Raw genomic sequence first — 11,913 nt, 5'->3', positions numbered from 1 at the left:
AATATCAATCTGCAATTCTCAGTGTCTGTGCGTGATCCGTGCCATTGTGGTGCGATCGACGAGGGTTTAGCATATCCACATTCAAATCCATATCTGTCATTGATACGGATTTTTTACGAGGGGCGCATTGAAAATTTTGTCTTTTCAGTCGGCAGACAAACGCCTAAACGACAGGCATGAAAAAAATCATTCCCATTTCCGAGGCTGCGAATTTTCCGCTTTGGCGTCGTCCCGTTTTTTTGCTGTTTTTGATGGCCTTTGCCATGCCAATTGCCTTCAACACATGGAGTGCTCTGCTCAATAATTTCGTTATTGATGTGGCAGACTTTACCGGCGTTGAGATCGGGTGGTTGCATTCCGTGCGCGAGATTCCGGGCTTTTTGGCGGTGGGAGTGATCGCGCTGATGATGCTTGTCCGTGAGCAGATATTGGGGTTGGTTGCCTTGTTGATGCTCGGCGTTGCTACAGCCTTGACGGCTTATTTTCCGTCTTTTGGTGGCATCTTGACGCTGACCATGCTGTCTTCCATCGGCTTTCATTACTACGAGACGGTAAACCAATCACTGCAATTGCAATGGATCGACAAAGCGCGTGCACCGCAAGTGATCGGTTGGCTGATGGCCGCTGGATCTGCGGCCTCGCTATTGGCCTATGGCACTTTGGTTTTAACGTGGAAGACTTTTGATCTGTCTTATGGGCTCGTCTATATGGTGGGGGGCGGGGTGACCGCTGCGATCGCGATTTATGCGCTACTGGCTTTCCCGCAATTCGAATCACCAACACCTCAGTTGAAGACATTTGTGCTGCGTCGCAGGTACTGGTTGTATTACGCGTTGCAGTTCATGGCGGGCGCGCGCCGTCAGATTTTTGTGGTCTTCGCGGCCTTTATGATGGTGGAAAAGTTCGGCTTTGATGTGCACCAAGTGACATCGCTGTTCATGATCAATTTCGTGATCAATATGGTGGTAGCCCCATTGATGGGGCGACTTGTGGGCGCGCGCGGCGAACGCTTTGTCTTGCTGTTGGAATACGCTGGATTGATCTTGGTGTTCTTGGCTTACGGCGGGTTGTACTGGCTGGGTTGGGGTGTTGTCGTCGCTTCTGTCTTATACGTGGTCGATCATATGTTGTTTGGCTTGGCCTTTGCTTTGAAAACCTATTTTCAAAAGATCGCAGACCCGCAAGACATCGCGCCAACAGCCGCCGTGGCCTTTACCATCAACCATATCGCGGCGGTGTTTTTGCCTGCCGCTTTAGGATATTTGTGGATCGTATCGCCTTCGGCTGTGTTCATCTTGGCCGCCTCATTGGCGGGGGTGTCCTTTGGCTTGGGTCTGTTGATCCCACGTCATCCGCGCAAAGGAAACGAAACCCTGCTATCGGCGCGTCTCACAAAGCGTAAAGGCGAGAGCACAACTGCGTGACCTTTTCGGACCGCTCTTGGTGCTCGGCCCCTCGCGCCCTATATATCTGTGACACCACATGAGGACCGCCATATGCTTTCGCTCTTTTCCAAAGCCACGCCTGTAACCCCTGACACGGCCTTGCCCGGACGCGATACGGCCATCGCAACAGCGCAGGATCATTTCATTTTTGGCACGCCTTTGAAGGCCGACATCAAAGAAGGCCATCAAGTGGTGATCTTTGGCATGGGGTGTTTTTGGGGTGTCGAGCGGATTTTTTGGTCCCTTGACGGTGTGGTAAACACGGCCGTTGGATACGCAGCAGGGATCACGCCGAACCCGACCTATAAAGAAGTGTGCTCTGGACAGACAGGCCACAACGAAGTGGTGCGGGTCGTGTTCGATCCCAGCCGCTTGAGTTTCGAGGCTCTGCTGAAAACCTTCTGGGAAAATCACGACCCCACTCAAGGCATGCGTCAAGGCAATGATCGCGGCACGCAGTATCGTTCTGGTATCTACACCAGCAATGCCGCGCAGATGGCGGCGGCTCAAGACAGTCTGGCGGCATATGCACCTGCACTGATCAAAACAGGGCATGGCGCGATCACCACAGAGATTTTGCCCGCGCCCACGTTTTATTATGCCGAGGACTATCACCAGCAATATTTGGCCAAAAACCCCGAAGGCTATTGCGGGATTGGCGGCACTGGAGTGAGTTGTCCGATTGGTTTGGGCGCGACACCGAAATAATCCAAATGAGTTTGCACCCTAGGCGCCGTCGAAGGCTGGCGCCTAGCTATCGAGTGCGTGGATCATAGGTTGGTACACGAGGTTCAAAGGTGGCTTGTCTGACAGGCCTGCCAAAAGACCAAACAGCGACAGCAAAAAGCCAGCTATAAACGTTGCAATCCCAAGTTTGAGATGCTTTATCCGCCGATTGCGGCTAAAATTCAACGTGGTTGATGCGAACCAAATACCCCACAAAAAAATCGCGCAAATACAAAATGCGTAGAGCGGGCTGCCCCAAATTAGGGTTCTTGCAAAGATATCAAAGCCAAAAGACGCGTTTTGACCGGTCGACATTTCCACGAGGACTAAACCTGTTCCCAAGAAGACTTGCCACAGATAAAATCCAATGGCGAAGGGGAAAATCACATTCAACGTTGAAATATACTGACGTGATTTTGGAACTGTATCATAGTACATTGATATGCGCCTATTTTGAAATATTGACCAAGGAATAACAGCCGAGAACAAATACGCACTTCACTAAAAATCAATATAAATGACTATATTGGAGTGCAACTAAAAGCTCTGCTTTTTACCCTAGGTTAAGCGAATGATCCTGTTATTGATCGCGATGTGACAAATTTGTCTTTGATGCTCAATAAGGGTGCGAAAATGGAACCATTTCACATTGGTCGGCAGCACCTTCGCGCAGGCTGCATACCGGTGAGTCTGTCGGTGCCGTTTGGCGACGGTCTTTCGCGCAGCAACGGCGCTTCGTGCGAAAAACCATAGACCTAATGCCGTCAAAACTGTTTAAGCGGTGATAATTCCAACAGGAGAGCCGCAATGCCCACGTTCACAGCCTTCACCACAACCAACGGACGCCTGCCAGCCGAGGCCATTTCAGAAGTCCTTGAAACCCTGATCCCAGAGCCTATCGGCGTTGGTGTGTTTGAAATCGAAGACGGTTCGGGCCTGTGGGAAGTGGGGGCCTATTTCACCGAAGCGCCCGATGTCGTTGGGCTTGCCTTGGTGGCCGCCTCGAACGGTGCCAAAGATTTCGTTATTTCCGAGCTGCCCGATACAGATTGGGTCGCCAAAGTCCGCCGCGATTTGGCCCCTGTCGAGGCGGGGCGCTTCTTTGTCTACGGGTCACATGATGCAGACAAATTGCCGAGCGATAAAATCGGCCTGCTGATCGAGGCGGCAATGGCCTTTGGCACGGGACACCACGGCACCACATTGGGCTGTCTGCGCGCTTTTGATCGTTTGCTCACTGCGGGCGGCACTTACGCCAATGTGGCCGATATCGGCTGCGGCACTGCCGTGTTGGCGATGGCGGCTGCAAAAGTGAACGACACGCCAGCCTATGCGTCTGATATCGATGAGGTGGCCGTGGCCGTGGCGCAAAGCAATGTCGATGCCAATGGTTTGGGCGATCAAGTGATCTGTTTGGAAGCCGCTGGCTTTAACCATGAAATGCTCGCGGCCAAAGCCCCGTTTGATCTGGTCTTTGCGAATATCCTCAAAGGTCCGCTGGTGGCGCTGGCCCCTGATGTCGCAGCCCATACCAAAGAGGGTGGCGCGGTGATTCTGTCGGGAATTCTTAATCCGCAAGCCGCTGAGGTTATTGAAGTTTATACCCGAAATGGGTTCAATCTTATTCATCACGAAGAGATTGTTGACTGGTCGACGCTAACGCTTAAAAAGATTGCCTCAAACTCACCTTAAATTTCTGGTTTTTGCCTTTTTTGCCCCATTCTTGCCACATTTGGCCGCAATAAAGTCATTGTCGGTGGGGGCCGGTATTAAGGGTGTTGCCATGGCCTATTCAGGTTCACAGCAATTGGAAAAAAGACTGACACGGATCGACGCTAAACGCCGTTCGATCGCTAAGGGTGCAGTCTATTCAGTTAACCAAGACGGGCTGATCATTGCACGTCCACGTCGCACAGGTCTTCGTTTCCCATTGCGGGGTTTGTTCTTCGCAATCGCGGGCCTGTTTATGTTCAAAGTTGGTGTCATGCTGGCCCTTGGTGCCGCGACCTATGCGGATCGTATCGCGGCATTGAATGATGGTACGATATTTGAGCGCGCTGGTGCTTGGGTGATGACAGCCGATCCCGCGACACAATGGATGGCGATGCAGGTTAAACTGCTTCTGCCTTAATCACAGATTTCTCTTGGGTCCGTTCTGGCGAGTTTCCCCCAGCCGTTCTTGACCCTTTCCATGAAAAGACCCGCGTCCCTCCGGCGCGGGTTTTTTGCCGTTTAATACGCTGCGTGTCCTGTCAGATCTATCCATTGGTGTTTGCAATGTTCTTGTTTCGTGCTAGTCGTAAGCAAAAGCATAAGAATGCAGGTAACAAGAGCAGGGGTGAACATGCGAGTACTCGGGATAGACCCAGGGTTGCGCAATATGGGCTGGGGGGTCATCGACGTCGCAGGCTCGCGCATCACGCATGTGGCAAATGGCGTGTGCCATTCATTGGCCAGTGATGATCTAGCGATCCGACTGTTGTCGCTGTTTGACCAACTGGCAGACGTCGTCCATACGCATCAACCTGATTGCGCCGCGGTCGAGCAGACATTCGTCAACAAAGACGCCGTCGCCACATTGAAACTGGGCCAAGCCCGCGCTGTGGCGCTTTTAGTGCCTGCCCAATTTGGCCTGCCGATTGGTGAATACGCTCCCAATGCGGTGAAAAAAGCCGTTGTCGGCGTGGGGCATGCTGCCAAGCAACAGGTCGAACATATGATCAAGCTACAGTTGCCGGGGGCGAGACTGGTCGGCGCAGATTCCGTTGATGCTTTGGCCATCGCGATTTGTCATTCGCATCACGCACAATCTGGGGCACGCTTGAGTGACGCGATCCAAAAGGCCGCCGTCAAACGCCCCGTAGTTAAAACATCAAGCTACAGAACATCCACCATCAAGAAAGCACGCGCATGATTGGCAAACTCACAGGCATCGTTGATTACATCGGCACGGATCACGCGATGATTGATGTGCGCGGCGTTGGTTATATCGTTTTCGTGTCGGAACGCACTCGCATGTCCATGCCGCGACAGGGCGAACCTGTGGCACTCTATACAGATATGCTGGTGCGTGAAGACATCATGCAGCTGTTTGGCTTTACATCGCTGTTCGAAAAAGAATGGTATCGCTTGCTGGTTTCTGTCCAAGGCATCGGCGCGAAAGCGGCTATGGCCATTTTAGGCACGCTTGGACCCGAGGCCACAGGGCGCGCCATCGCGCTGGGCGATTGGAACGCGATCAAAGCTGCCCCCGGCGTCGGCCCTAAAACCGCACAGCGCGTGATTATGGAGCTAAAAGACAAAGCGCCCAAAGTCATGGCCATGGGTGGCGCTCTGCCCGAAACGCTGGATGCCTCTGATGCAGCAGAGGTGATCGAGGCCTCGCAGCCTCAGCCCGCCCGCAAATCTGCAGCCAAAACACCCGCTGCCAAGCCAAATGTCGCCGCCGAGGCTGAGGCCCTGTCAGCCTTGCAAAATTTAGGGTATAGTCCCTCAGATGCTGCCAGTGCCGTGGCACAAGCCGCCGTGGACACGCCCGAGGCCACCACATCGACGCTTATTCGTGCCGCCCTCAAATTGCTTGCGCCGAAGGATTGATAGATGGACGCCTTTGATCCTATTGAGCCAGACGAAACGCTGCGCCCTGAGCGCCAACCGCAAGACGCCGATCGTGCTTTGCGGCCGCAAACGTTGGACGAATTTATCGGCCAACAAGAAGCCCGCGCCAACCTGCGCATTTTTATCGAATCCGCGCGCAAACGCGAAGAAACCATGGATCACGTGCTGTTTTACGGCCCTCCCGGTTTGGGTAAAACCACGTTGGCGCAAATCATGGCCCGCGAGTTGGGCGTGAATTTCAAGATGACCTCTGGGCCTGTTTTGGCTCGTGCTGGTGATTTGGCGGCGATCCTCACAAATCTCGAAGCCCGCGATGTGCTGTTCATCGACGAAATTCACCGGATGAATCCCGTGGTCGAGGAAATTCTATATCCCGCGATGGAAGACTTCGAGCTGGATCTGGTGATCGGCGAGGGGCCTGCGGCGCGGACCGTGCGTATTGAGTTGCAGCCCTTTACGCTGGTCGGTGCCACAACCCGCATGGGATTGCTCAGCACGCCCTTGCGGGATCGTTTCGGCATTCCCACGCGCTTGCAATTTTACACTACGGATGAGTTGCACGAGATCGTCACCCGTGGCGCGCGGATGCTTGGGGTGCCTGCTGACGATGATGGCGCGCATGAAATCGCTAAACGCGCAAGGGGCACGCCGCGCATTGCGGGGCGGTTGCTGCGTCGTGTGCTGGATTTCGCTGTGGTCGAAGGCGACGGGCGCATCACTCATGCCATTGCTGACAATGCCTTGACGCGTTTGGGTGTGGATCACTTGGGGCTTGATGGGGCGGACAGGCGGTATCTGTTGCTTATCGCGCAAAACTATCAAGGGGGGCCTGTTGGTGTCGAAACCTTAGCGGCCGCTTTGTCGGAAAGCCGTGATGCGATCGAGGATGTGATCGAGCCTTACCTACTTCAACAAGGTCTGATCCAGCGCACCCCGCGTGGCCGGATGTTGACGCAAAAATCATGGCATCACCTTGGGATGCAACCGCCGCAAAAGCCGGAGCAGATCCAGATGTTCGGTAAATAGGCGGTACACAACTGCCCCTTGCGATTTGCGTCGGAATTGCGCATCTACGGTGAGCGCAAAGGAGACCCCATGTCAGACACTTCAGAATTCACCCCCGAAGCCGTTGAAGCCTATTTCACCCGCGCCAGTGGTGATTATGTGTTTGCCCGTTGGGGGCGGCCTATTGCGCCTGTTGTTTTTGGCGTGGCCGACGATTCATTGTCGGTGATCAAAGGCAGCATCGAAGCGGCTGTGGCCATTGCGGGTGCCGAAATGGCCGAGACCGATCCTGAACTTGGATCAAACCTGATGATGTTCTTTTTCTCGGATTGGAAAGAACTGTTGGACGTGCCTAATATGGGCGACATGATCCCTGATCTAGAAATGCGCGTTCAGATGTTGATCGACCGCAATGCGCATCAGTACCGTGCCTTTCGCTTTGACGATGAGGGCGCGATCAAAGCCTGTTTCACTTTCGTGCGCATGGGCGGGGCAATGGACGAGGTGCCTGCCGATGTGATTGCGCTGTCTCAGGCCACCCAAGCGCTTTTGTTGTGGTCTGACACCACCTTCACCCAAGACAGTCCGCTGGCGCTGACCGAGGCGGGCACAGTCATACGCCCAGATGTGGCCAATGTGCTGCGCGCCTCTTATGATCCGGTCCTGCCAAGTGCTGCGCGCGATGCGTCGCATGCCTTGCGTCTTTATGCGCGGCTGATTGCTGGATAGGGCAAGGCTGGCGACATGACCCCGTCTTGCACATGTCATACGCAAGCCTTAGCCTGATGAAAACGGCTTGAGGGGCTCGACGTGATCCATAAATTTCCCGTGCATGTCTACTATGAAGACACCGATCTTGCGGGCATCGTTTACTATGCCAATTATTTCAAATTCATCGAACGCGCGCGCACTGAATGGGTGCGTGAGGCGGGCGTCGATCAGGTCGCGCTGAAGGCCGATGATGGCATCGTGTTTGCCGTGCGCCGTGTCGAGGCAGATTACCTTTTGCCCGCAAAATTCGACGAAGATTTGACCGTCGAGACCGAGGTTGAGGCCATCACAGGCGTGCGGATCGTACTTAATCAAACGGTCAAACGGGCCGATGCGATCCTGTTTGTGTCGCAAGTGACGCTTGTGGCTTTGTCTGAAACAGGTCAGCCAACGCGCTTGCCGGCAAATATTCGCCGAAATTTGCACTGAACTGGCCAAAACCTGCATGGTTTTGACCGTTTTTCCCCGTATGTCACGCTGAACTCACATGTAAGTGTTGGCGTGAACCCTGCCGATAGGGTAAATCATGAGTTAACAACAAGCCGCGCAAACAGCGGCACAGGCGAAAAGAGCAGGTCATGGAACAAACTACCCTCGCAATGGCGCAGGAGATCGATTTCTCCTTGCTGGCGCTTTTTATGAAAGCGACATTTACAGTTAAACTTGTGATGCTGATGCTGATCGGCGCGTCCTTTTGGTCGTGGTCGATCATCATTCAAAAGCACATTTTTTACCGCAAAGCGCGGTCTTCGGCCGCCGTGTTTGACCAAGCCTTTTGGTCCGGCGAACCGCTTGATGAGCTGTTCGATAAAATCGGGGGCGCGCCTGCCAATGCGCCTGAACGGGTGTTCGTCTCGGGCATGACCGAATGGCGTCGCTCGCACCGCTCAGACGGGGGGCTGATTGCTGGCGCTGCCTCGCGTATTGATCGGTCTATGGATGTGGCAATTTCCAAAGAAGCGGAAAGCATGAACAGCCAGTTGTCCATTCTGGCCACAGTCGGTTCAACCGGTCCTTTCATCGGCTTGTTCGGGACTGTGTGGGGCATTAAAACAGCGTTCGAAGACATCGCTTTGGCGCAATCGACCAATCTGGCGGTTGTGGCACCTGGTATCGCCGAAGCACTTTTGGCCACTGCATTGGGTCTTTTGGCTGCGATCCCTGCGGTTATTTTCTATAATAAATTGTCTGCGGATAGCGACAAAATATTAGGCGGGTACGAAGCCTTTGCGGACGAGTTCTCGACCATCCTGTCGCGCGAATTGGACGCTTGAGCCATGGGCGCTGGAGTAGTCAAACGCAAAAGTGGCGGCGGGCGCGGCAGTCGTCGTCGCGGGCAATCTGCGGCGATGAGCGAGATCAACGTCACGCCTTTCGTCGATGTTATGTTGGTGTTGTTGATCATCTTTATGGTCGCCGCTCCGATGATGACCGTGGGCGTGCCTGTCGAGTTGCCAGAAACAGCCGCCACCGCCTTGCCGCAAGAATCTGAAGACCCATTGTCGATCACGCTGACCGCGGATGGGCGCGTCTTGTTGATGAACAACGAAGAAAACCAAGATGAATTGGTGACCAAATTGCAAGCCATCGCAGCTGAGCGCACTGACGACAAAGTGTTTTTGCGCGCGGACGGGTCCATTCCCTATGAGCAAGTCGTTCAAGTCATGGGCGCGCTCAATGCAGGCGGGTTTCGCAATATCGGCCTTGTGACCGAACAGGGCGGACCACGTCTTGACGGCACTTCTGCAAGCACAGGCAACTGAGGGCGCAGGCGTGAACACAGGTCAATATATCTCGGCGGGGGCTCATTTCGGGTTCATTGCTTATGTCTTGCTGGGAGGATTTTTTCTCAACGCGCGTGACAGCGAACCTGTGCAAACGCAAGAAGTGTCTTTAATCTCGGAATCCGATTTTGCGGCGCTCAGCCGTGTCGAGACAGCCCCTGAGGTGCCCGTTGAGGCGCCTGAAATCACAGCGCCAGCTGTAGATACGGCTGCCCTGTCAAATCCTGAACAGGCCGCACCGGCCACGCCTGAACCTGTTGCACCAGCAGAGCCAAGCATATCCACACCCGCGCCCGCACCCGTGGAACCGATCACACCACCTGCGGCAGTTGATCCGACACCGCCCAGTCCTACAGTGGAGCCAGAAATCTCGACCGAGGACCCTGGTGCTGGTTTGCCTGATATTCCAAATCAACGCCCAACGCCGCGCCCTGTGCCACGCATCGCGCCCGAGGCCGTGGTCAACCCCGAGCGCACGCCAGACATCGCTGATCAAGTGATCCCTGAGGTGTCCCCCGAGGCCACAGCGACGGCTGAACCCGTGCCCGATCAACCCGCAGCTGCCCCACAAGAGGCTGTGACAGAAATTGTGACCGAGGCGGAAAAGCCATCGGGCCTGTCCACATCACCACGCCCCAAAGCGCGTCCGCAAGCTGTTGTGGCTCAAGCGGCTGCGAAAAAGGCCGAAGCCGCAGCACAAGCGACAGCTCAGACCAATACCCAAGCCGCAGCACAAGCCAACAGTGATGCGGCAGCCAATGCCGCCGCAGATGCCGCCTCGGCTTTGGTGGCAGAGGCCACATCTGAGACACCTGCCGCGCCCCGTCGCCCAACAGGTCCACCGATGAGCGCGGGCGAAAAAGACGCGCTGCGTGTGGCGGTTCAGCAATGTTGGAACACTGGGTCCATGTCGACAGAAGCGCAGCGCACGAAAGTGACTGTGGGCGTGTCGATGAACCAAGATGGCACGCCCATTGTTGGCTCGATCAAACTGCTTGGATCGTCTGGGGGCTCGAGTGCCTCTGCCGAGCAAGCCTTTCAAACTGCGCGCCGCGCTATTATCATCTGTGGCAGAAGCGGCTTTCAACTGCCTGCCGAAAAATACAACGAGTGGCGCGATATCGAACTTAGCTTCGACCCTGAACAAATGAGGTTCAAATGATCCAACTTTCAGCCTATGTCCGTCGCCTGGCCGCAACGGCTTTCACCGCAGCCTGTGTGTTCGGGGCTGCCACGCCATTGATGGCCCAAGATCAAGGCCCGCTTAAAATCGAAATCACCCAAGGTGTGATCGAACCCTTGCCTGTGGCCGTGCCTGATTTTATTGTGGAAACGGCACAAGCTGCGGAATTTGCAAAACAAATTTCAGATGTGATCGCCGCCGATCTTGTGGGGACGGGCCTGTTCCGCGAAGTGCCTGACAGCGCTTATATTTCCAAGATCACCTCATTCGAGAGTCCCGTGCAATATGCCGATTGGAAAGCGATCAACGTGCAAGGGTTGGTCACAGGGGCTGTGTCCGTGGATGCGGGCGGAAATTTGTCGGTCAAATTCCGTGTGTTTGATGTGTTCAATGACGGGCAACTGGGGTCTGGAATGCAGCTGGGAGGATCCACCAACAGTTGGCGTCGCATCGCGCATAAAGTGGCCGATGTGGTTTACAGTCGGATCACCGGCGAGGGCGCATATTTCGACAGTCGCGTGGTGTTCGTGTCTGAGGCCGGATCAAAGCAAGCCCGTCAAAAACGCTTGGCTGTGATGGATTACGATGGCGCGAATGTGCAATATCTCACTGATGCCTCTGCCATCGTTTTGGCGCCACGCTTTTCGCCCACAGGCGACCGCGTTTTGTACACATCTTATGAAAGTGGCTTTCCGCAAATTATGATGTTGGATGTGGGCACCGTGACCCGTCGCAGGTTACCTGTGCCGACTGAAAGCATGTCGTTTGCGCCACGCTTTTCACCTGATGGGCGCTCTGTGGTCTATTCTGTGTCCACGGGGTCCAACACCGATTTGTACCGCATGGACATCGCATCTGGTCAGGTGGCGCGTTTGACCAATACGCCTGCGATTGAAACTGCGCCGTCGTTTTCACCAGATGGATCAAAGATCGTCTTTGAAAGTGACCGCTCTGGTACGCAGCAGATTTACATCATGGATGCAGCTGGCGGCGATGCGAAGCGCATTTCCTTTGGCCAAGGGCGTTATGGCACGCCTGTGTGGTCGCCGCGCGGGGATTTGGTCGCCTTTACAAAGCAAGCCAATGGGCGTTTCCATATCGGCGTGATGCGCACGGATGGGTCCGAAGAGCGTCTGTTGACCGCGTCCTTTTTGGACGAGGGGCCAACATGGGCACCCAATGGGCGCGTGATCATGTTCACCCGTGAAACTCAAGGAGCCACAGGGGAATCCGCATTGTATTCCGTGGACATTTCAGGACGCAATCTGCGCCGCGTTCCGACCAATTCTGGCGCTTCTGATCCGGCGTGGTCGCCCCTGTTAAAATAGTGAACCTGCCCCACTCCCCAAAGGGTTTGCGGGGTGCTATACTTGCCTAAAAT

Annotated in this window: 14 protein-coding genes; 13 read left to right on the top strand and 1 reads right to left on the bottom strand. The window is 54.7% G+C overall.

From position 1 onward, the window contains the following. Window positions 1–176: 176 nt before the first annotated feature. Both KO497_RS01255 and msrA read left to right on the top strand, forming a co-directional pair. Entirely contained in the window at window positions 177–1,424 is a 1,248-nt protein-coding gene (locus tag KO497_RS01255; RefSeq protein WP_215942157.1) for an MFS transporter, read from the top strand. A 72-nt stretch (window positions 1,425–1,496) separates the two neighbouring features. Continuing rightward, window positions 1,497–2,153, top strand: coding sequence for a peptide-methionine (S)-S-oxide reductase MsrA (gene msrA, locus KO497_RS01250; protein WP_215942156.1), 657 nt, complete (start codon window positions 1,497–1,499; stop codon window positions 2,151–2,153). Window positions 2,154–2,195: 42 nt separating this feature from the next. Here the strand turns inward: msrA and KO497_RS01245 are convergent, their stop codons facing one another. Beyond that, window positions 2,196–2,609, bottom strand: coding sequence for a hypothetical protein (locus tag KO497_RS01245; RefSeq protein ID WP_215942155.1), 414 nt, complete (start codon window positions 2,607–2,609; stop codon window positions 2,196–2,198). Window positions 2,610–2,978: 369 nt separating this feature from the next. Between KO497_RS01245 and KO497_RS01240 the strand changes: the two genes are divergently transcribed. The 11 genes from KO497_RS01240 to tolB all read left to right on the top strand — a co-directional run bounded on the left by KO497_RS01240 (window position 2,979) and on the right by tolB (window position 11,860). Continuing rightward, window positions 2,979–3,863, top strand: a complete 885-nt coding sequence (locus tag KO497_RS01240) for a 50S ribosomal protein L11 methyltransferase (RefSeq protein WP_215942154.1) — start codon at window positions 2,979–2,981, stop codon at window positions 3,861–3,863. A gap of 91 nt (window positions 3,864–3,954) precedes the next feature. After that, window positions 3,955–4,302: a hypothetical protein gene (locus tag KO497_RS01235; protein WP_215942153.1), complete on the top strand. Its 348-nt coding sequence runs from the start codon at window positions 3,955–3,957 to the stop codon at window positions 4,300–4,302. A 213-nt stretch (window positions 4,303–4,515) separates the two neighbouring features. Continuing rightward, on the top strand, window positions 4,516–5,085 hold the full coding sequence (gene ruvC / locus KO497_RS01230) for a crossover junction endodeoxyribonuclease RuvC (protein WP_215942152.1): 570 nt from the start codon (window positions 4,516–4,518) through the stop codon (window positions 5,083–5,085). Further along, a complete protein-coding gene (gene ruvA, locus KO497_RS01225; RefSeq protein ID WP_215942151.1) occupies window positions 5,082–5,768 on the top strand; it encodes a Holliday junction branch migration protein RuvA in 687 nt (228 codons plus the stop codon). Before ruvC ends, ruvA begins: the two co-directional genes overlap by 4 nt. 3 nt (window positions 5,769–5,771) lie before the next feature. Then, window positions 5,772–6,815: a Holliday junction branch migration DNA helicase RuvB gene (gene ruvB / locus KO497_RS01220; RefSeq protein ID WP_215942150.1), complete on the top strand. Its 1,044-nt coding sequence runs from the start codon at window positions 5,772–5,774 to the stop codon at window positions 6,813–6,815. Between the two features lie 69 nt (window positions 6,816–6,884). Continuing rightward, the gene (locus KO497_RS01215) at window positions 6,885–7,523 is read left to right on the top strand and encodes a hypothetical protein (RefSeq protein WP_215942149.1); all 639 of its coding nucleotides are present in this window, start codon (window positions 6,885–6,887) and stop codon (window positions 7,521–7,523) included. 81 nt (window positions 7,524–7,604) lie between these two features. Further along, window positions 7,605–7,994, top strand: a complete 390-nt coding sequence (gene ybgC / locus KO497_RS01210) for a tol-pal system-associated acyl-CoA thioesterase (protein WP_215942148.1) — start codon at window positions 7,605–7,607, stop codon at window positions 7,992–7,994. Window positions 7,995–8,143: 149 nt separating this feature from the next. Beyond that, window positions 8,144–8,839 (top strand): protein TolQ, encoded by a 696-nt coding sequence (gene tolQ / locus KO497_RS01205; RefSeq protein ID WP_215942147.1) that lies wholly within the window; start codon window positions 8,144–8,146, stop codon window positions 8,837–8,839. A 3-nt stretch (window positions 8,840–8,842) separates the two neighbouring features. Next, on the top strand, window positions 8,843–9,328 hold the full coding sequence (tolR, locus tag KO497_RS01200) for a protein TolR (protein WP_215942146.1): 486 nt from the start codon (window positions 8,843–8,845) through the stop codon (window positions 9,326–9,328). Further along, complete coding sequence (locus KO497_RS01195; RefSeq protein WP_215942145.1) at window positions 9,297–10,511, top strand: energy transducer TonB; 1,215 nt, start codon at window positions 9,297–9,299, stop codon at window positions 10,509–10,511. The genes tolR and KO497_RS01195 overlap by 32 nt, the downstream gene beginning before the upstream one ends. An 80-nt stretch (window positions 10,512–10,591) precedes the next feature. Further along, window positions 10,592–11,860: a Tol-Pal system beta propeller repeat protein TolB gene (gene tolB / locus KO497_RS01190; RefSeq protein ID WP_252729460.1), complete on the top strand. Its 1,269-nt coding sequence runs from the start codon at window positions 10,592–10,594 to the stop codon at window positions 11,858–11,860. Window positions 11,861–11,913 lie beyond the last annotated feature (53 nt).

This window comes from Pacificibacter marinus, assembly GCF_018860665.1.
Taxonomy (GTDB): domain Bacteria; phylum Pseudomonadota; class Alphaproteobacteria; order Rhodobacterales; family Rhodobacteraceae; genus Celeribacter; species Celeribacter marinus_A.
Note: the sequence above shows the minus strand (reverse complement) of the source record. Positions and strands in the feature narration are given on the sequence as shown.